Origin of the sequence: Helicobacter pylori FD535, from assembly GCF_000296015.2 — a bacterium.
GTDB classification, from domain to species: Bacteria; Campylobacterota; Campylobacteria; order Campylobacterales; family Helicobacteraceae; genus Helicobacter; species Helicobacter pylori_CT.
In genome coordinates this window covers 1-19246 of the sequence record NZ_AKHP02000001.1, presented here as the reverse complement: position 1 = coordinate 19246, position 19246 = coordinate 1, and the positions used below count along the sequence as shown (strand labels likewise).

Genomic DNA, 19246 nt, shown 5'->3' with positions numbered 1-19246 from the left:
CCTTGCTTTTAAATCTTACAACCCCATTTTAAAAGGGTTTAAAATATTATTAGGATCAAGGGCTTTTTTAATATTCCTAAAAAGCTCCATTTCACTCTGATTGAACGCTAAAGGCATGAATTTGGCTTTAGACAAGCCTATGCCATGCTCCCCGCTTAAAGTCCCCTCCAAACTAATGGCGGCCTGAAAAATCTCTTCCATAGCCTGATGCCCTTTTTCTAAATCCCTTTTAGGATCTTCTAGCATGATATTCACATGCACATTGCCATCGCCCGTATGCCCAAAGCAAGGGATTTTAAAGCCGTATTTTTGGCTTATTTTAGCGACTTCTTGCAACAAACTCGGCAAACTCGCCCTAGGAACGGTTACGTCTTCATTCAATTTCTTTTTACCATAAACGCTAATACTTTGAGAAGCATTACGCCTTGAAAACCACAGATCTTGTTCTTCTTGTTCGTTTTGAGCGATCTTAAAGCCCACGCAACCATTGGCTTTAAAATGCTTTTCTATCTCATTGAGTTGCCATGCAATCTGTTCTTTTACCACGCCATCCACTTGAGTGATGAGTATCGCTCCAGCGTCTTTGGGCAAGCCTTTAGAAAATCGTTCTTCCACCGCTTTGATACTCAAATTATCCAAAAATTCCATCGCTACAGGCGTAACCCCGCTGCTCATTGTCTTATAAACAGCGTTCATGGCGTCTTCAATATGGTTAAAAATCCCCATCGCGCTTTGTTTTAGGGGCGGTTTGGCTAAAAGCTTTAAAGTGATTTCAGAAATCACGCCCAAACACCCCTCACTAGCGATCATCAGCCCTGCAACATTAAAGCCGGCGACATCCTTGATCGTTTTTTTGCCTGCCCTTATGATTCCACCATCCGCTAAAACCACTCTCAAAGCCATGACATAATCTTTCGTGATGCCGTATTTAGCCGCGCGCATGCCACCGGCATTTTCAGCGACATTCCCCCCTAAAGTGCTTTGATTTTCGCTCGCTGGATCTGGGGGGTAGAAGAGATTCAATTTTTCCACTTCGTTTTGGAAATGCTTGTTAATCACGCCCGGTTCGACTCTAGCGATTAAATTTTTAGTGTCAATCTCTAAAATCTTATCCAAATGTTTTTCCACGCTTAAAACTAGCCCCCCGCTCACGCTCAACGCCCCCCCTGTAAAACCGCTCCCAGCCCCCCTAGGCACAACGATAAGGCGATGCTCGTTGCAATATTTTAAAATCTGGCTGATTTCTTGCTCGTTTCTAGGGAAAATCACGCCGCTAGGCAAATGCCTTTCTTTGGTAGCGTCATAGCAATAAGCGTTCAAATGCGCTAAATCGGTGAAAAAATCCTCTCCTCCTACTAGGTTCTTAAAATACTGGATGTGTTGTTTCTCTAACATGTTATTTTTTACCCGCTTCTAGCGCCTTTCTTCGCTCTTCAAGCTCTTTTTGATCTCTTTCTTGATGCTCTCTCGCTCTTTGTTCAAATTCTCTCGCTCTTTGTTCGGCTTTGGCTTTTTTCTTTTCTTCTTTCAAGCGGCGTTTTTCTTCTTTAGAATTTGGTTTTTTCTCTTCTTTAGAAGCGTTGTTCTCTTTAGGAGCGTTTTTGTTTTCGCCTTGTTGGGTAGCGTTATTTTCATTACTTGGCTCTTTAATGGCTTCTTGCTTGGTTTCTCGCTCATTTTCTTTGGCATTGACTTTTTCATCACCTTTATCCATTTCTAAAGCTTTTCTTCTTCCTTCAGTCTCTCTTTCGTCTCTTTCATCATGCGCTTTTTCTCTTTGTTCAAATTCCATAGCCTTTTTGGTGGCTTTGGCTTTTTTCCTTTCATCTCTTAAATAGCGCCTTTCTTCTTTAACATCAAGTTTACGCTCTGCTTTTTGGTAGTTTTTCTCTTCTAAAGTGGGAGCGTTTTCTGTGCCTTGATTGGCTTTTTTAGGCTCTTTAATGGCCTCTTGCTTGATCTCTCGTTTAATTTCTCTAGAATCAACCTTTTCTTCTCTCTTTTTAATCCTTACTTCTTTGCGTTTTTCTTTTTTCACTAAAGCGTCATAGTAAGCGAAGTAATTTTTAGATTGACTGCCTGAAAAAAGTTTCCCTAGCGTGCCTGCATCAATGCCCTCAACCCTAGAAAAAAACGGCGTAGAAGTTTTAGTAACACCGCTTGTATCCAGCTCTCTTTTTTCTAAAATTTCAAAACTCTCACAGCTTAAAATATTGAGCGTGTTCGTGGTTACAATATAAATCACCCCCACGCTATAAACATTGCACGCTTTTCTTAAATTAGCGATTTTTGGGTCAAACCCATTCAAAAAAGTAACCAACAAATCAGAACTAATAAAATTAATATCGGTGTTAGTCGCCCTGATTTGCTCATAGAGTTCATCATTAGGAGCGATTAAAAACGCTTGGTTGTTGAATTGCCTAAAATAGACTAAATCCCCCTTTCTAGCGACCATTCTTGGAGTGGGTAAATGGCTTTGTTTCATGGACTCAAACGCTCTGAATTTAGCCGTTGCGACACCATTTTCAACAGCAATAATGACCACTTCAGAATTAACGATTTCATAATCTGAAAGTTTAGTAACGACAAAACCAAACTCCCCCACTTGCAAATCATGAGCAGGAAAACGAATGATTTTTTTAGGCAAATCCACAAATTCTATACTCACTCTTAAGGGTTCTTGCCAAGAGGCTGATTGCAAGCTTATAAAACTCATTAAAAGAAGTCCTATCAAAAGCCTTAACATAAAATTCCTTTTAAACATTTTTAAACTTTTTTAAATGCCATAAAATGGCTAAAGACAATCCGGTGGTTTTAGCGTATTGAAAATCCATTATAAAATCAAAAGCTTTTGATCGCTCTAAAAACAGCACTTCAATCTTTTCGGCATCAATCCCCCCACCCTTTGAAACCCTCAAATTCTTATGCACTTCAGCGTAATAGAGCGTTTGCAAACTCCCGCTCAACCCGGTCGCGCTATAAAATTGGCCTATTGTTTCTAAATTTTTAGGGCTAATTTGATAACCGCATTCTTCTAGCGCTTCTTCGCAAGCGATTTCTTCTAAAGTCTTATGAGCCTTATCCACAAGCCCCGCGCACAATTCATAAGTGTATCCGTCAATATTTTGATCCTGATCGCGCTTAAAATGAAAATGGCGCGCATAAATGGCCGGGCGGAATTGTTTCACAATCACAAAACAATCGGATTCTTTTTCATAGAGTAAAACCGCCACGCTGTCTAAAGACTTAATAATATCCCATGTTTTCTTAGTATTCTCTTCATTATAATGCATGCGTTTTAATTCTATGAAATTAGAGCTAGAACAAGGCTCTAAATACACACTAGAATCATCTATTAAAGATTTTTGATTGAAAGCATTCTTAAAATAAGACATTAAAACCCCTCTAAAAGATAAAATGAATTTTTTTCAAAGGAATGGGTTTTAAGAAGTTCTTCTAATTTTTGCTTATAATGCTGAGCTTTTTCTAAAAAAACCTCTCTTTGCTTGCCGTGTAATTTGCTTTTAGCGGTGCGGATATAGCCTAAAGGATTAATGGGGCGGGAGTTTTTATACACGCCAAAATGCAAATGCGGCCCGGTGCTAAAACCCGTGCTTCCCACTCTTCCTATGATTTGCCCTTTTCTAACGAATGATCCTTTTTTTAACCCCTTAGCAAACGCGCTCATGTGGGCATACACCAAACGCAATTCATTCAAATGGATTTCAACCACATTCCCATACCCCACCTTAACCCCTATAAAACCCACACGACCATCTGAAGCAGAATGGATCAAACTGCCATGTTTAGCCGCATAATCCACGCCGTAATGAGGCCGTCTGACTTTTAAGACAGGATGGAACCTCCCATACGAAAAAGGCGAAGAAATGCGGGTATATTTCACCGGGGTTTCTAATAAAAACCCTGCCACTTCTTGCGCTTTTGAGTCATAATAACGCCCGTTTGAATGGGAAAAAAGATAGTATTGGTTAGAGCGAGAGCTAATCATGGCTATTTTAATGGTTGGTTGGCCAAACGCTTGCCCCACACGATAATCTCTTGTATAAACGATAGCGATTTTATCGTTTTTTGCCAGGCGTTTAAAAGGCACGCTTTTTTTATACGCGTTTATCAATTGGTTGGCTAAAAGGGGGTCATTGGTGGCTTTGACAATATCTTGATAGGGCGAAGTTTGTAAAGAAAGAAGGAGGGTTTTTTCTTTACGAGTGAAGATAATGGGGATAAAGTCTAAAAAATAGTCCTCCCCCTTTTTGTAAATATGGATTTGCAAATCCTGGCTTATAGGGATAAGGGCTTGAATGAGCGTGTTGTTAGCATCTCTTAGGGTGTAGTAGGTAACATTGCTTTGAATTTCAGCGCTCAATTCTTTATCTTGAGAGCTTAGGTTGTAGTAGAGTTTTTGGGGGATATGGTTTTTTTCTAAAAACCCTAACAGCGTAAGCTTATCCCATACAAGCCTTTCACCCACCAATAAAGTTTGCTTTTTAGCCATTTCATCGGCTTTTAAAAGAACCCCATGGGATAAAAAAGCAACCATTAAAGAATAGATAAAATTTAAAATAATTTTCTTATGAAAAAATACCATGCAGTTGTTTAATGCCTTCAATTGAATCTGTATTTTATTAGTATAACATAAGCCATTAAAGAAAAATGACAAGTTTAAAGCCTAACCTTGTTTTTATAGCTTTATGAAGCGCGTTTTATTGATGCATGGTAGTTTCTCATAAATGGTTTTATCCCGCCTAGACCTTATAGCGCTGGATATTTTCTTTTTAATCAATCCGTATCATTATTAATTTTGAAGTATTTTTTCTAAAATCTTTAACACATCGTTATGGTGCACTTGGCTTAAAAGTCCAAAAATTTTAAGCATTTCTAAAAACATGAGAGCGTTGGTTTTATGGATAGTTAAAAGGGCATGTTCTTTGAGCGTAGCGGTTCTATTTAATAAGGGAGTAGCGGTTTTTAACTCCAGAATAGAAAAGCAAAAATACAGCATGGCTTGGGTCTTAGAGCCATATTGTTGTTCTCTAATAACTATTTCACTCAATTGATTATCATTAAAAGAATGAATGAGTAAAGGATAAGAAATGCGTGAGAGTTCAAAATCCATGCCGCCAAATTGATGCGATCTAAATCTTTCTCTTGCAATCATAAAATTATCTTCTATAAATTGTTTTTGTTTTTCTAAATATTTTAAAGTATTTTCTAAATTTTCTAAACTGATTAAACCTAATTGCTTAGCGTAATCAATCATTTCGCTCAATTCATAAAGAGTTTTTACTTTATTATTAGCCCCTAAAAAATGATATTTTTCATCTTTTAAAGCAGTGAGTTCAAATTTTTCTTTATCTTTAATGGGGACATCATAACCGATCTGCCACTCTACATAATGTTTTAAACTAAAAGGGATTTTTCTTTAACTTTATTTAATGGAGTATTGATTATTAAGGTTAAAAAATGCTTTTTAGTATTTTTTACAATCCAATAACAAAGATCTTGTGTGGGCAAGCGATAATTTTATCCAATCAAAATAAAGCCTTTTTTTTGATCAAACCCCTTGACTTCTCTCTCTCTTGTATAATATAACAAATATTAAAAGGAGGCATGGTGGCTACAATCAATTTGAAAAAAGATAATCTCATTAAAAAGGGGTTTGTTGGGTTTTCTTGGACAACTTTGTTTTTTGGTTTTTTGGTGCCTATTATCAGAGGCGATGTAAGATGGGCGATCGTCATGTTTATTTCCCTTTGCTGTTATTATTTTTTGGTGGGTGCCATCATTGATGGAATGTTTCCAGACATTGATAAAATTCCAGATGATGATCTTATAGTGATATTTTTAGTAGTTTTTTTAGGTAATATAATTAATATAGTTAATATAATAATTGCATTTGTTTATAACAAACACTACACAGCCAAACTTTTAGAAGATGGCTACGAACCTGCCGATGAATACTCTAGGGGTATCCTGCGATCAAGAGATATGATCGCCTAGCGTTTCCTACACTCAATAACAAGGTGTGTAATAAGCCCCTAAATTCACGCTCTCTCGCTGATTTAAATGTTTAGGGGTTCTAATCAAAATCCTTACACATCTAGCTGTTTCACATCTTTAGCATGCGCTTGGATAAAGGCTCTTCTAGGCTCTACTTCATCGCCCATGCAAAGCGAAAAGACTGCATCGGTTTTTTCTAAATCTTCAATTTTGAGTTTAATTAAGCTGCGGTTTTCTTTATGCATGGTCGTTTCCCATAAATCATTAGGGTTCATCTCGCCTAGCCCTTTATAGCGCTGGATATTCGCTCCCTTTTTAGCGTGATTTTCCACTTCTTCTAAAAACGCCAAAATATCCTTATTTTCTAAGAAATCTAAATTATACTCCATAAGCTTTTGGTAAGTGTAATTCGCTTCTTCAAACAACACTTCTTTAAGGAGGTTGTCATCTAGGTTAAATTCCACCAAGCCTTTAGGGGTTTGCGCGTGCAAATGCAAGCTTTCTTCAGCAGCAAAAGAGCGTAAGATCTGATAATTCAAGCCCTCTAATTTTTCTAAAATGCTTTTTTCTAAAACTTTCATATCAAAGCTTAAGGCGTCCTTAGTTTCAATCAAAAAGCGTAAAATTTCTAGCAAATTGTAGCGTTTTTCTAATTCCAAAAGCACGTAGCGGTAATGGCGCGCCACTTTTAACAAACCCATCAAATCGTTCTTGCCAATCCCTTTAATATCCACCGAATTGATGCCATGCTCAATTAAGAAATGATCCAAAGCGACGCTATCTTTAAGATAGATTTCTGTCTTACCCTTCTTGTATTTATAAAGAGGGGCTTGAGCGATGTAAACATGCCCTTGTTCAATCAGCGGGCGTAAATAACGATAGAAAAAAGTCATCAACAAGGTTTGGATATGGCTCCCATCCACATCAGCATCGGTCATGATAATGATTTTATGATAGCGCAATTTTTCTATATCAAAACTCTCTTGAATGCCACACCCAAAAGCCGTGATCATGTTTTTAATTTCTTCTGATTTCAGGATTTTTGACAAATGGCTTTTTTCCACATTTAAAATCTTACCTTTTAAAGGCAAGATCGCTTGGAAAACCCTATCGCGCCCTTGTTTAGCGCTCCCGCCCGCGCTATCGCCCTCCACTAAAAAGATTTCACTCTCTAAGGGGTCTTTACTCTGGCAATCGGCTAATTTTCCAGGCAAAGTGCCGACACTCAAATTATCTTTTTTCCTTGTAAGCTCTCTGGCTTTCTTACTGGCTTCTCTGGCTTTTGCAGCTAATAGGGCTTTATTGGCAATGATTTTGGCTTCGTTAGGGTTTTCTTCTAAAAATTGATGGATTTTATCATAGACTAATTTTGAAACCAACGCGCGCGCATACGAACTACCGAGTTTGGATTTAGTCTGCCCTTCAAATAAAGGCTCGCTCATTTTCAAGCTCACAACCGCAATCAACCCTTCTTTAATGTCTTCAGAGATGGGGCGCGAATCTTTGGTTTTAATGTTATTGTCAATATATTGTAAAATCGCCTTAGACAAGCCCATTTTAAAGCCCGCTTCATGCGTGCCACCCTCAGAAGTTTTAATGTTATTCACAAAGCTTAAAGTGTTTTCATTATAATCATCAGCATACGCTAGAGCGACTTCTATAGAAGTGCGCGTTTCTTCATCCATGCTTTTAAACGAAATAATGGGGGTGAGCAATTCTTTTTTAGCGCTGTCTTTAACGAATTGTTTCAAGCCGTCTTTATAGAAATAAGTTTCTTGCAGTTGGGTTTTTTCTTCTTTGAAAGAAATTTTTAAGCCGTCGTTAAGATACGCCATTTCTTTGAAGCGTTTTTGCAAAATACCCGCTTGAAATTCAACGACTTCCATCACGCTTTCATCAGGGAAAAATTCAATAGTCGTGCCGCTTTCTTTAGCGCTTTTGGTTTTGCCAATGATTTCAAGCTCACTAATGGGGATACCCTTTTCAAACTCTTGGCGATAGATTTGACCCTCTTTTTTAATGGTCATAATCAAGCGTTTGCTCAAAGCGTTCACAACCGAAACGCCCACGCCATGCAAACCGCCTGAAACTTTATAAGTATCATTATCAAACTTGCCCCCCGCATGCAAAATCGTTAAAACCACGGTGCAAGCAGGGATTTTTTCTGTGGGGTGAATATCTACAGGAATGCCTCGCCCGTTATCTTCTACGATGCATGAACCCTCACCAGTCAAAGTGATATTAATCGTATCGCAAAAACCCGCCATGCTCTCATCTACAGCGTTATCCACGACTTCATACACCATGTGGTGCAACCCACCCACATTGGTATCGCCAATATACATTCCAGGGCGTTTCCTAACCCCCTCTAAGCCTTTTAAAACCTTAATACTATGGCTCTGGTAATTTTGCATTCAAATCAGCCTTTATAATGTGATTGGCATCATCAAAGTGGAAATTTTAGCGTTCAAGTGGCTTTGCTTTTCATCAAGAGGCTCTTGAATCAAAAAAGGCGAAGAAGGCTCATTGCATTTTAAAACAAATTGCGTTGTCCCTAAAGCGTTTAAGGCTTCAAGGAAAAATTTAGCGTTCACGCCCAAATGAAAGGCTTTTTCAATATCCAAACCTTTTTCAATCTCAACAGAGGTTTTAGCCGTTTCGCTATGCTCAGAATCCAAAGATTCAAACAAAGCGTTGTTTTTTTCTAAAGTGAGTTTAATAGTGGAGCTTAAAGAACTGCACAATTTAATGCTCTCTTTAAATTCTTCCTTGCCTAAAGTGAAAGAAGAAGTGTATTCTTTAGGGAGGATTTTTTGATAATCAGGGTAATTCCCATCAATGAGCTTGGTGAAAAAAGTGTGCGTTTCGTTTTCAACCACCGCTAACATGCCATCGCTTTTAAAACTGAAATTTTCATAAAAAAGCTTAAGGATTTCTAATAAAGCCCTTTTAGGTAAAATGCAAGAGATGTCTTCTTCAGTGGAATGGATAGAGACTTTTTCTAACTGCGTGTAAGAAAGCCGTTTGGTATCCGTGCCTACCACTGAAAGGGTTTGGTGTTTTTGATTGAATTGCATTAAAATACCGGCTAATTCCCTTTTATGGCTGGTTTGCTCAATCACAGGAGCGATCTTTTTAAACGCATCTGTTAAAAAGGGGGCATTGACTTCTAAACCCACTTTTGGCTCAATAACAGGGAATTCAGGGAACTCATCAGCGTCAAACATGGGGAGTTTGAAAGAGCTTTTATTTTGTTTGATCACCAAGCTGTCATCTTTAGTTTCTAAAATAATATTAGAGTCTTTTAAACATGAGATAATATCCAAAAACTTTTTCCCGTTGATCGTGCCAACGCCCTCTTTATCGGTGGATTGCGTAGAAATATAGCTTTTTAGCCCAATATCTGAATCGCTGGCTTTTAAAAAAAGCTTTTCTTGAATGACTTCTAAATGGATGTGTGAAGCGATAGAAGAAGCGTCTTTTTTATCCAAAAAAGCTTGCAAGTAGCGCAAAGTGTTTTCTAAATCGTTTTTACTAACACTGATTTTCATAATTGAATAATCCCCTTGAATTTTTGGACTTAATTATAGCATAAAAGAACGCTTTTTTAAGGGTTTAAGCGTATTCCTACCCCTATACGATTGGAAAAAACATCGTATTCATACAAGCCATCGCCATAGCCGTTAAACCACTGCGCATAAATCCCCACAAAAGGGTTAATGCGGTAGGTATAACCTAAGCGGAAAGCCCCATGCCAGCGATCGTAACGCCAGTATTGCGTGAAAATATCATAAAGTTGCAATTCAAAATGGTGGCGCCCTCTCCTGTAATCAACTTTAGCGTTACCATATCCCATATAATCAATCAAATTAGGGTTGGATTGATCATAAGGGACATAGGGCCAATAAGCGACCATGATTTTTAGACCTCCCTTTTCCCACACCAAACGAAACACAGGGCGTTGCCCCGCGCTCACCGAACGACACCCCCCCCAGCGCACATCTTTTTGCCCGTTATAATCTTTAACGATTACAGGCCCTCCTGGAAACTGGTTTTCAGGATTACCTTCTTTATTAAAAGGTTGGTAACATTGCGCGCCCCCCACGCCATTAGAAATGTGTTGCCAACCTATCCAAATTTCAGAAAAATTCCCTATTTTACCCCCAAAAGGTTTAAAATTAATAGGATAAACATAAATGAGTTCAGGCATGAAATTGATCATTCGCATGGGAGCGGATTGGGGATTGTTGTAAATTTGAAACCAGTCAGTTTGGGTATAAGCCAGATAAAGCGTGCCTTTAGTCCAAAGAATATGCCTAAATACAGGCACTCTAAAACTAATTTGGAACTTAAACTCATTGCGTTGATACGGGTTGATATTGGGGTGGTACCATTGAAAAATGGGGGTGAAACTATGATAAAAAGGTAGAAAGTAAGTGCCTAGATAATCCATCATGTTTAAATATTTTTTAGCAAAATCCACCCAAGAATGTTCTTTGGGGGCTTTTTGTGGAGGGAGATACCAGGCATTGGACAAATCGTTTTGCGTTTTAATGATGTGCAAATCCTGTTTGCGCAAATAGTAGTTGTAATCCACCTTAAAATTATCTTGTGAAAATTTTTTGCCTTCTAACTGACAAACTACAAAAATCATAAAGAGCAAAATGCTTTTCATCAAGCATCCTTATTTCACTTAAATTGCAAGATGAAAATCGCTAAGATCACTACAGGCGCAATAAAACGAACGCTAAAATGCCATGCTTTAAAAGCGTTTGCGTTAAAGAAATGCTTCGTGGCTAAAAAAGAGCGCTTTTTATTTAAAATCCATCCTACAAACAAGACTGAAAACAAGCCTCCCAAAGGCATTAAAAATGAAGAAGTGATGAAATCCAGCCACCCAAACACGCTCTTATGAGCGAAACTCAAAAACTTAGCGTATCGTTCATTCATAGAAAGAATGACTAAAACGCCTAAAGCATACACAACAACCCCTATCCATAGCGACGCCTTAAGGCGTGAAAAATTAAAACGATTGATGAGATAAAGCGCTAAAGGCTCTATCAAAGAAACCGTAGAAGTGATCCCGGCAAAAACAAGCGCCATAAAGAAAAAGAGCGAGACAATCTGCCCGCTCATGCCCATTTTAGCGAAAGTCAAAGGTAAGGAAATAAAAACAAGCCCTGGCCCTTGAGACACATCTGCATGGTATTCAAACACAAAGGTGAAAATCATCACCCCAGCAATCAAAGAGATTAAAATACCGGGCAAGACAATAAATAAAGAGCTTTTGAATAGATTTTCTTTTTTGGGCGTGAAAGCTGAGTAAGTAATAATCGTGCCTACCCCCAAACTCAAAGAAAAGAACATCTGCCCTAAAGCGTCCATAACAACTTTAAAATCAATCTTTTGAATCTCAAAATTAAATAAAAAGCGCAAAGCTTTAGGCATGCTTTCTAAAGTCATCGCATAGATTAAAAGCCCTATGAAAATCACAAACAATAACGGCATCAGCACTACATTTAATTTTTCAATCCCCTCTTCAATCCCCCTAGAAACAAACCAGATTGTCGGCAATAAGCATGTGCTAAAGCCAATAACAGGCCAGATTAAACTGCCATTTTGGAGCATGCTGAATTGCATTTTAGCCTGCTCTAAATCTTTAGGCAAATCAAAAGTTACCACAAAAAGATAGTAAAGCACCCAGCCTAACACCACCGCATAAAAGGATAAAATGAGAGGGCCGCCTAAAATAAAAAAAGAAGTGAAAGGGTAATATTTTTTCCTTTTAGGATCTAAGATCTGATAATTAGAAACAACATCTTTTTTACCCAAATTCCCAATCAGCATTTCCACTAAAAGCATAGCAATGCCTAAACTCAAGGTTAGCGCTAGATATAAAAGCACAAACGCGCTCCCCCCATTATGACCTACCATATAGGGAAAGCGCCAAATATGCCCTAAACCGATAGAGCTACCCAAAGTGGCTAAAATAAAGCCTAATTTAGAAAATTTTCCCATGCTAAATGTTTTAATAAATCTTGCTCAACCAAATGGAAAACACAATTAAAGGGGTGATATATTTAAGCAAGAAATACCAAGTTGCAAACAATTTAGGGCCTAAAAAGTGCGTGCTTAAAAGACGCAATTTTTCTTTTTTCAAAACCCAGCCCATAAAAATAAAGGTTGCCATCCCGCCTAAAGGCATGATAATGGTGCTTGATGCAAAATCCAACCAATCAAAAAGACTTTTTTCAAAGAAAGTGAGTGAGTCTTTATAATCTTTATGAAGCGAAAAAATCAACACCACGCCTACGATAAAAATGAGCGTTACAAGACCCCAAGTAACCTTAAAACGGGAGTATTGATACCTTTCGGTAAGATACATCACGCTTGGCTCTAATAAAGCCACCATAGAAGTGATGCCAGCAAAAGCGAGCGCGAGCAAGAAAAGAACTGAAACAAGAATGCCTATCGCTCCCATTTGACCAAAAACCACCGGTAAAGAAGTGAAGATTAACCCTGTGCCTTGTGAGACATTCGCCCCATATTCAAACACAAAAGTGAAAATCATAAGCCCTGCCACAAGAGAGATTAAAATCCCTGATAAAACCACCCAAATGGTGCTTTTAAGCAGATTCTGCGTTTTATCAGTAACCGCAGCGTAAGTGATATTGATCCCTAAACCTATGCTTAAAGAAAAGAAAACCTGCCCCAAGGAATAAGTGAACACTTGAGAAGTCAAATCTTTTGGTTTGAAATCAAACATGAAATGGAAAGCTTTAGAAAAAGAATCCATGCTCATCGCATAAAAAAGCAAACCAAAAAAAGTAGCAAAGAGTAAGGGCATTAAAACCAAATTGAGTTTTTCAATGCCTTCTTTAATCCCCCTAGAAACAATCCATCCGGTTATCAATAAAACGCTCAAAAGCCCTATGGATTGTAACCTAATGGATTGTAAGGTATCATTAAAGATTTGTTCAGATTCTTGAATACTGTTAGGCAAATTGAAACTAATACTCACTAAATAATAAAGCACCCAACCTAAAATCGTGCCATAAAAAGTCAGTATTAAAGGCCCAGAAATAAGCAAAAGCCCTGCGTATTTCCAGCGTTTTTTAGGGTTAGTGTCAAGCTCTTTAAAAGCTTCTATTACATTTTTTTGCGTGCTTTGTCCTAATAGCATTTCAGCGATAAACATCGCCGCGCCAACGCTTAAAGATAAAAATAAAAACAATAAGACAAAAGCACCCCCACCACTCACCCCAGTCATATAGGGGAAACGCCAAATATGCCCTAAACCTATCGCGCTCCCTAATGCGGCTAAAACAAATCCTAATTTAGAAAAATGATTACCCATATCTTAACTACCAAACTCCTTGTCAATGATTAAAATTAAAGAGCGATGTCCTTAATCGTCCAACTATTGCTGTATCAGTTTTTTAAAATCTTTAAAGATCTTAAGATTTAAGAAAAAACCCACTTTAAAAATACCTAAAAAACATAAAGCAACGCCCCTAGATTATACTATAGTTAAGTTACATATTGTATAATTTTAAGAAAATTTCATTATTTAAGTAAGGGGAATTAATGCGCTGTAGGGTATATTACGAAGATACCGACTCTGAAGGCGTGGTCTATCATGCGAATTATTTGAAATATTGCGAAAGGGCTAGGAGCGAGTTTTTTTTTAAACAAAAGGTCTTGCCAGAAAATGAAGAAGGCGTGTTTGTTATCCGCTCTATCAAAGCGGATTTTTTCACCCCCGCGAGCCTTGGACAGGTCTTAGAAATAAGAACGCAAATTAAAGAATTAAGAAAGGTTTTTGTGGTGCTTTTTCAAGAAATTTATTGTATCCAAAACGCTTCTTTAGAACCTATGAAGCCTTTTAAAGTCTTTGCTTCAGAAATCAAGTTTGGCTTTGTCAATCGCTCTACATACAGTCCTATTGCCATTCCTAAATTGTTTAAGGATCTGTTCAATGCCGTCTGATTTAAAAAAACCCACTATCATTTACCCTTGCCTTTGGGATTATAGGGTGATTATGACCACCAACGATACAAGCGTGCTAAAAGAGCTTTTAGAAACCTACCAACGCCCCTTTAAATTGGAATTTAAAAACACTTCTAAAAACGCTAAATTTTATAGCTTTAATGTTTCTATGGAAGTTTCAAACGAAGCAGAACGGAACGAGATTTTTCAAAAAATTTCACAATTAGATGTTGTGGCACATGCGCTTTAATCCTTTAAAACAAACGCTTTAAATTTTTCACCCCTTTCTTTATACGAAGAAAATTGATCCAAACTGGCCGCGCTGGGTGAAAGCAAAGCGACTTCATTTTGTAATAAAACGCTTTTAATTTCTTGAACCGCTTTTTCTAGCTCCAAACAAACCTGACAGGAAACATTAAATTCTAACGCTAAGGCTTGGATGATAAAAGCGCTTGATCCTATCGCATAAAGGCTTACTTCATGATTTTTAAATTCTTCAAAAAGGGGGGTTAAATTGACCCCTTTAATATCGCCCCCTAAAATCAAATGGATTTTTTGGTTTTTAAAGGTTTTTAGGGCTTGTAAGGTGGCGTCAATGTTCGTGGCTTTGCTGTCATCTACCCACAAACGCCCTTGTTTATCCCTAAATTCTTCTATTTTATGCGAGCCGATTTTAAAAGCGTTCAGTCTTTTAAGGGCGTTTTCTCTATAGTCTTGCCATTTTAAATTCTTTATTTTTAAAAATTGCTCATAAACTAAAAGGGCTAAAGCAGCGTCTAATAAAAACGCTCCCTTAAAACAAAGAGCGTTAGAAGGGATTTCTAAACGCTCTAAAACCTCTTCACTGTGATCAAAAAAGATTTTTTGTGCTTGCGAGTTTTGAATAATGGGGTGTTCTTTGAATTTTAAGGGAAGAATAGCGAGCGAAGTTTTAGGCATCAATGTTAAAACCTTGAGTTTAGCGTTCAAATAATTTTCAAAATTGCAATGCCAAGTCAAATGATCGGCTTCTACATTGATGAGCAAGTAGATTAAAGGGTAAGCCTTATTGGTGTAATGCAAAGAAAAAGAGCTTGTTTCTAACACCCACAAGGGCGATTGTTTTTCAAACAATTCAATCAAGGGCGTGCCGATATTCCCCCCACTCACAGCCTTAAAATCTTCTAAAAGCATCGTGAGCATTTCTGTCGTGGTGGTTTTCCCGTTAGTGCCGCTAATACTGATTATAGTAGGCGTGAAAACCAAATCAAACAAGCTATTAATATAATCGTATTCGCTCACTAAATGCTTGGCTTTTATCACTAAAGGGTGCGTGAAACTAATGCCAGGGCTGACTATCTCTAGTTGGGAATCATTAGGGTTGAAATCCTTACTAGGATAGCAAAGAAAACCCTCTCTATCCTTAAAAAATGAAGTGAAGTTATCATCAAAAAATTTGACTTCGTTAGGGTTTTTTCTAAAAAAACGCCCTAAGGCTAGAGTGGTTTTGCCATGCCCCAATAAAGAGATTTTCATTTTAACGCACCTTCAAGCTTAAAAGAGCGATTAAATTACTCAGCATAGAAATGATCCAAAAACGCACGATCACCTTGTTTTCTGCCCAGCCCTTTTGCTCAAAATGATGATGGATAGGCGCCATTAAAAAAAGGCGTTTTTTACGGGTTTTATAGCTCCCTACTTGCAAGATCACAGACAAAGTTTCTACCACAAAAATCGATCCCATTAAAACGAGTAAGATTTCATTATGCGAAACGATAGCGTTATAAGCGATAAACCCTCCCAAAGCCAAGCTCCCGCTATCGCCCATAAACACGCTTGCCGGGTTGCAGTTATACCACAAAAAGCCAAAAAGCGATCCCACTAACGCTAGCGAGACAACAAACAATTCCCCCACATCTATGACTTTAGGATAGAGCAAGTATTTAGAAAATTCCGCATTCCCTGCCACATACACAAAGACAGAAAGGCTTAAAAGGGTGAAAATGCTAGGCACGCTCGCTAATCCGTCTAACCCGTCGGTTAAATTCACCGCATTGCTCGTGGATAAAAAAACCAACACCCAAAAACCAACCGCTAACATCGTGGGCATTTCAAACAAGGGGTTTTTCAAAAAAGGCGCGTATAAAAAAGTGTCTAACCCCTTAAGGCTCAACAAAACAGACACCACAAGCGAAAGGACAAACAGCATGCCAAATTTCATTTTCGTGCTCATTCCGGCGTTATTTTGTTGGTTGATTTTAGTGTAATCGTCTCTAAAACCCACAAAACTAAAGCCCACTAACACGATTATCCCTAACAACACATAAAGATTGCCCAAAGACGTGCACAACACGCTCGCAACAATGGTTGCAAAAACAAACACAATGCCCCCCATCGTAGGGGTATCCTTTTTATTCTGGTGGCTTGGCACAAAGCTTGAAATGGGCTGGTTAGCCTTTTTAGCCTTGGCCCATAGAATGAATTTAGGCATTAAAAAAAGCGTGAGGAAAAAGGCTATGAAAAACCCTAACCCTGCTCTAAAGGTCAAATATTGGAAAAGATTGATATTAAAATAGCCATATAGTAAAGAATAGAGCATAAAATCCCCTAAAACCGCCATGCTTAAAATTTAGAAAAAAGAAAATTGTAGCGCAAATTGATTTACTTAAAAATAGTATAATTATAGTTTCAATTTTTATTTTAGGAGTTTTTTATGGAGCGTTCGCTTATTTTTAAAAAAGTTAGAGTTTATTCTAAAATGTTAGCGGCTTTAGGGCTTTCAAGCGTGTTGATCGGTTGTGCGATGAATCCAAGCGCTGAAACAAAAACACCAAATGGCGCTAAAAATCAAGTTCAAACTCATGAAAGAATACAAACAAGCTCTGAATATGTTACGCCGCTAGATTTTAATTATCCGATACATATCGTTCAAGCCCCACAAAACCACCATATTGTAGGTATTTTAACGCCGCGCATTCAAGTGAGCGATAATCTAAAACCCTATATTGATAAGTTTCAAGATGCTTTAGCCAATCAAATCCAAACTATTTTTGAAAAAAGAGGCTATCAAGTGTTGCGTTTTCAAGATGAAAAAGCTTTAAGCACTCAAGATAAGAGAAAGATTTTTTCCGTTTTGGATTTGAAAGGGTGGGTGGGAATCTTAGAAGATTTGAAAATGAATTTAAAAGATCCCAATAATCCTAATTTAGACACGCTAGTGGATCAAAGCTCAGGCTCCGTGTGGTTTAATTTTTATGAGCCAGAAAGCAATCGTGTAGTCCATGATTTTGCTGTGGAAGTGGGAACTTTTCAGGCAATGACCTATACTTACAAGCATAGCAATTCTGGAGGGTTTGATTCTTCAGGCGACATTATCCATGAAGATTTAGAAAAGAATAAAGAAGATGCGATACATAAGATTTTAAACAGAATGTATGCCGTTGTCATGAAAAAAGCTGTAACAGAACTTACAGAAGAAAATATTGCCAAATACAGAGACGCTATTGACAGAATGAAAGGCTTTAAAAGTTCTATGCCTCAAAAAAAGTAGTTCTTAAACGAACCATTTAAAAATTAGCCTTAAAATCAGTCTTTTTAAAGGCTATTTTAAGTATAATATCAAATTTATTTCAATATTAAGGATACACAATGGCAAAAAGATGCGCTTTAACTTTTAAAGGGCCTATGATAGGTAATCATGTCAGTCATGCGAACAACAAAAACAAACGCCGCTTACTCCCTAACTTGCGATCGATTAAGATCCAATTAGACGATGGCACAACTAAACGCATTAAAGTGGCTGCTTCCACTTTAAGAACCATGCGTAAAGGGGCTTAGCCGCTTAGGGTTTTTACAACGTCTTTAAAACCCTTAAAACTAAACTTCTTTATTAAATATCAGTTTGGTGCGATCGGGCTTGATATTTTAAGGGAGTTTAAAAATGAAACGCTTTCAAAAGAATTTATTTTGATCTAGGAATTGGTTTTGTTTGAAAAGTTGAAATTTTTTAAAATCAAAAAAGACGATGAAATCCAGCCAGAAGTCAATTTAAATTCTGAAATCTATGAGCAATTTAAGGTCTTTAGACTCCCGCTTATTTTAATCCAATTGCTTGTGCTTTTAGGCACTCTGGGATATTTCGCCCTAGAAAATTATAGCCTTATGCAAGCTTTCTTTCAAACGACTTACACCATGACAGCTACAGGGTTTGGCGCTTTAAATGAAAGCCAGTTTGGGCCTATAAGTATTTTTTTAACTTCCATTTTAATGTTTTTTGGGGCAGGAATTATTGCCTTTAGCGTGGCTATTTTAGTTAACGTGGTCAATAAAGGCACGCTTACCAGATTGATTAAGGAGAAAGGTATGATTTATAAAATCGCGCGCCTTAAGGATCATTACGTGATTTGTTACCACAACGAATACACCATTGAATTGAGCAAGCAGTTCCGCTCCGCTCAAATCCCTTTTGTGGTCGTGGATAATGACCCTAGTTTTGAAGAAGAAGCCATTAAGCACAAATACCCCTACTATATCATAGGCGATCCGCACACCAATTTAGCCATGCTAAAAACCCACTTAAGCAGCGCTAGAGGCGTTGTGGCTTTGTCTAAGATTTTACCGGTGAATGTGGCGTTAATGGTGAGCGTGCGCTTGTTTGAAAAGGAGTTAAAGCGCAAACCTTACTACATCATTGCGAGCGCACATAGCGATGAAGGCTTAGAAAAATTAAAAAAATTAGGGGCTGATATGGTGGTTTCCCCTACAAAGCTCATGGCGCAGAGAGTGAGTGCGATGGCAGTGCGTCCGGATATGGAAAATATCTTAGAGCGTTTTATCAATAAAAAAGACACGCTTTTAGACTTAGAGGAAGTGATTGTCCCTAAAACCAGCTGGCTTGTGTTAAGGAAATTAAAAGAAGCCCATTTTAGAGAGATCGCTAAGGCGTTTGTGATTGGTATCACTCAAAAAGATGGCAAATACATCCCCATGCCCGATGGAGAAACGATCATTGCAAGCGAATCCAAGCTATTAATGGTTGGCACTTCAGAAGGCGTTGCGACCTGCAAGCAACTCATCGCTAACCATCAAAGACCCAAAGAAGTGGATTACATTTCATTGTGATTGATACAGCCCTTTTTAAATAGAAAATGTTTTTGCTAATTAGCGTTTAGTGTAGCGGTTACTTCCTGCTCATTGCTGCGCATGCTCGTATTAAAATCGTTAAAAAAGCCCTCGTATTCTTTCATTTTAATTTTCAAGC

Annotated in this window: 17 protein-coding genes and 2 pseudogenes; 6 read left to right on the top strand and 13 right to left on the bottom strand. The window is 37.9% G+C overall.

Annotated elements, in window-relative coordinates:
* Positions 1-15: 15 nt before the first annotated feature.
* The 5 genes and pseudogenes from glcD to DV63_RS09685 all read right to left on the bottom strand — a co-directional run.
* Positions 16-1395 carry a glycolate oxidase subunit GlcD gene (glcD, locus tag DV63_RS09705; protein ID WP_000890704.1) on the bottom strand — a complete coding sequence of 460 codons (1380 nt, stop codon included), beginning with the start codon at positions 1393-1395 and terminating at the stop codon, positions 16-18.
* A gap of 1 nt (position 1396) precedes the next feature.
* Positions 1397-2746 carry a plasminogen-binding protein PgbA gene (pgbA, locus tag DV63_RS09700; RefSeq protein WP_020982353.1) on the bottom strand — a complete coding sequence of 450 codons (1350 nt, stop codon included), beginning with the start codon at positions 2744-2746 and terminating at the stop codon, positions 1397-1399.
* 10 nt (positions 2747-2756) lie between these two features.
* Entirely contained in the window at positions 2757-3395 is a 639-nt protein-coding gene (locus DV63_RS09695) for a hypothetical protein (protein ID WP_000119958.1), read from the bottom strand.
* A complete protein-coding gene (gene csd3, locus DV63_RS09690) occupies positions 3395-4606 on the bottom strand; it encodes a peptidoglycan DD-metalloendopeptidase Csd3 (protein WP_000231075.1) in 1212 nt (403 codons plus the stop codon). Before csd3 ends, DV63_RS09695 begins: the two co-directional genes overlap by 1 nt.
* Positions 4607-4813: 207 nt before the next feature.
* Positions 4814-5440: pseudogene (locus DV63_RS09685) on the bottom strand (R.Pab1 family restriction endonuclease); the annotation flags it as partial.
* A 188-nt stretch (positions 5441-5628) separates the two neighbouring features.
* Between DV63_RS09685 and DV63_RS0208925 the strand changes: the two are divergent.
* Positions 5629-6018: a hypothetical protein gene (locus DV63_RS0208925; protein ID WP_024113856.1), complete on the top strand. Its 390-nt coding sequence runs from the start codon at positions 5629-5631 to the stop codon at positions 6016-6018.
* A 92-nt stretch (positions 6019-6110) separates the two neighbouring features.
* On the opposite strand, the gene gyrB is transcribed toward DV63_RS0208925, so the two are convergent.
* From gyrB to DV63_RS09660, 5 genes are read right to left on the bottom strand one after another with little or no spacing between them, the layout of a single operon-like run.
* Positions 6111-8432, bottom strand: a complete 2322-nt coding sequence (gyrB, locus tag DV63_RS09680) for a DNA topoisomerase (ATP-hydrolyzing) subunit B (RefSeq protein ID WP_001182042.1) — start codon at positions 8430-8432, stop codon at positions 6111-6113.
* Between the two features lie 12 nt (positions 8433-8444).
* The gene (gene dnaN / locus DV63_RS09675) at positions 8445-9569 is read right to left on the bottom strand and encodes a DNA polymerase III subunit beta (protein ID WP_000704301.1); all 1125 of its coding nucleotides are present in this window, start codon (positions 9567-9569) and stop codon (positions 8445-8447) included.
* 56 nt (positions 9570-9625) lie between these two features.
* A complete protein-coding gene (locus DV63_RS09670; RefSeq protein WP_000836118.1) occupies positions 9626-10693 on the bottom strand; it encodes a phospholipase A in 1068 nt (355 codons plus the stop codon).
* A gap of 14 nt (positions 10694-10707) precedes the next feature.
* On the bottom strand, positions 10708-12036 hold the full coding sequence (locus tag DV63_RS09665) for a sodium-dependent transporter (protein WP_000514538.1): 1329 nt from the start codon (positions 12034-12036) through the stop codon (positions 10708-10710).
* A 10-nt stretch (positions 12037-12046) separates the two neighbouring features.
* Positions 12047-13375 carry a sodium-dependent transporter gene (locus DV63_RS09660; protein WP_000526599.1) on the bottom strand — a complete coding sequence of 443 codons (1329 nt, stop codon included), beginning with the start codon at positions 13373-13375 and terminating at the stop codon, positions 12047-12049.
* A gap of 230 nt (positions 13376-13605) precedes the next feature.
* Between DV63_RS09660 and ybgC the strand changes: the two genes are divergently transcribed.
* Positions 13606-14007, top strand: a complete 402-nt coding sequence (gene ybgC / locus DV63_RS09655) for an acyl-CoA thioesterase YbgC (RefSeq protein ID WP_001203783.1) — start codon at positions 13606-13608, stop codon at positions 14005-14007.
* Entirely contained in the window at positions 13997-14257 is a 261-nt protein-coding gene (locus tag DV63_RS09650) for an HP0495 family protein (RefSeq protein ID WP_001138725.1), read from the top strand. The genes ybgC and DV63_RS09650 overlap by 11 nt, the downstream gene beginning before the upstream one ends.
* On the opposite strand, the gene murD is transcribed toward DV63_RS09650, so the two are convergent.
* The gene (gene murD, locus DV63_RS09645) at positions 14254-15522 is read right to left on the bottom strand and encodes a UDP-N-acetylmuramoyl-L-alanine--D-glutamate ligase (RefSeq protein ID WP_000703535.1); all 1269 of its coding nucleotides are present in this window, start codon (positions 15520-15522) and stop codon (positions 14254-14256) included. The two genes, DV63_RS09650 and murD, sit on opposite strands and share 4 nt — an antisense overlap.
* Position 15523: 1 nt before the next feature.
* Entirely contained in the window at positions 15524-16585 is a 1062-nt protein-coding gene (gene mraY / locus DV63_RS09640; RefSeq protein WP_000967150.1) for a phospho-N-acetylmuramoyl-pentapeptide-transferase, read from the bottom strand.
* Between the two features lie 114 nt (positions 16586-16699).
* Between mraY and DV63_RS09635 the strand changes: the two genes are divergently transcribed.
* The 3 genes from DV63_RS09635 to DV63_RS09625 all read left to right on the top strand — a co-directional run bounded on the left by DV63_RS09635 (position 16700) and on the right by DV63_RS09625 (position 19107).
* Positions 16700-17536 (top strand): HpaA family protein, encoded by an 837-nt coding sequence (locus tag DV63_RS09635; RefSeq protein ID WP_000442294.1) that lies wholly within the window; start codon positions 16700-16702, stop codon positions 17534-17536.
* 98 nt (positions 17537-17634) lie between these two features.
* Entirely contained in the window at positions 17635-17823 is a 189-nt protein-coding gene (rpmB, locus tag DV63_RS09630; RefSeq protein WP_001118998.1) for a 50S ribosomal protein L28, read from the top strand.
* A 147-nt stretch (positions 17824-17970) separates the two neighbouring features.
* On the top strand, positions 17971-19107 hold the full coding sequence (locus DV63_RS09625; protein WP_000461972.1) for a potassium channel family protein: 1137 nt from the start codon (positions 17971-17973) through the stop codon (positions 19105-19107).
* Between the two features lie 38 nt (positions 19108-19145).
* On the opposite strand, the pseudogene DV63_RS17720 reads toward DV63_RS09625, so the two are convergent.
* Positions 19146-19246 (bottom strand): annotated as a pseudogene (locus DV63_RS17720) (DUF1542 domain-containing protein); the annotation flags it as partial.

Excerpts from the sequence above, each read along its gene's own strand:
- glcD (WP_000890704.1), bottom strand. The coding sequence starts at position 1,395 with ATGTTAGAGAAACAACACATCCAGTATTTTAAGAACCTAGTAGGAGGA.
- pgbA (WP_020982353.1), bottom strand. The coding sequence starts at position 2,746 with ATGTTAAGGCTTTTGATAGGACTTCTTTTAATGAGTTTTATAAGCTTG.
- DV63_RS09695 (WP_000119958.1), bottom strand. The coding sequence starts at position 3,395 with ATGTCTTATTTTAAGAATGCTTTCAATCAAAAATCTTTAATAGATGAT.
- csd3 (WP_000231075.1), bottom strand. The coding sequence starts at position 4,606 with ATGGTATTTTTTCATAAGAAAATTATTTTAAATTTTATCTATTCTTTA.
- DV63_RS0208925 (WP_024113856.1), top strand. The coding sequence starts at position 5,629 with ATGGTGGCTACAATCAATTTGAAAAAAGATAATCTCATTAAAAAGGGG.
- gyrB (WP_001182042.1), bottom strand. The coding sequence starts at position 8,432 with ATGCAAAATTACCAGAGCCATAGTATTAAGGTTTTAAAAGGCTTAGAG.
- dnaN (WP_000704301.1), bottom strand. The coding sequence starts at position 9,569 with ATGAAAATCAGTGTTAGTAAAAACGATTTAGAAAACACTTTGCGCTAC.
- DV63_RS09670 (WP_000836118.1), bottom strand. The coding sequence starts at position 10,693 with ATGAAAAGCATTTTGCTCTTTATGATTTTTGTAGTTTGTCAGTTAGAA.
- DV63_RS09665 (WP_000514538.1), bottom strand. The coding sequence starts at position 12,036 with ATGGGAAAATTTTCTAAATTAGGCTTTATTTTAGCCACTTTGGGTAGC.
- DV63_RS09660 (WP_000526599.1), bottom strand. The coding sequence starts at position 13,375 with ATGGGTAATCATTTTTCTAAATTAGGATTTGTTTTAGCCGCATTAGGG.
- ybgC (WP_001203783.1), top strand. The coding sequence starts at position 13,606 with ATGCGCTGTAGGGTATATTACGAAGATACCGACTCTGAAGGCGTGGTC.
- DV63_RS09650 (WP_001138725.1), top strand. The coding sequence starts at position 13,997 with ATGCCGTCTGATTTAAAAAAACCCACTATCATTTACCCTTGCCTTTGG.
- murD (WP_000703535.1), bottom strand. The coding sequence starts at position 15,522 with ATGAAAATCTCTTTATTGGGGCATGGCAAAACCACTCTAGCCTTAGGG.
- mraY (WP_000967150.1), bottom strand. The coding sequence starts at position 16,585 with ATGCTCTATTCTTTACTATATGGCTATTTTAATATCAATCTTTTCCAA.
- DV63_RS09635 (WP_000442294.1), top strand. The coding sequence starts at position 16,700 with ATGGAGCGTTCGCTTATTTTTAAAAAAGTTAGAGTTTATTCTAAAATG.
- rpmB (WP_001118998.1), top strand. The coding sequence starts at position 17,635 with ATGGCAAAAAGATGCGCTTTAACTTTTAAAGGGCCTATGATAGGTAAT.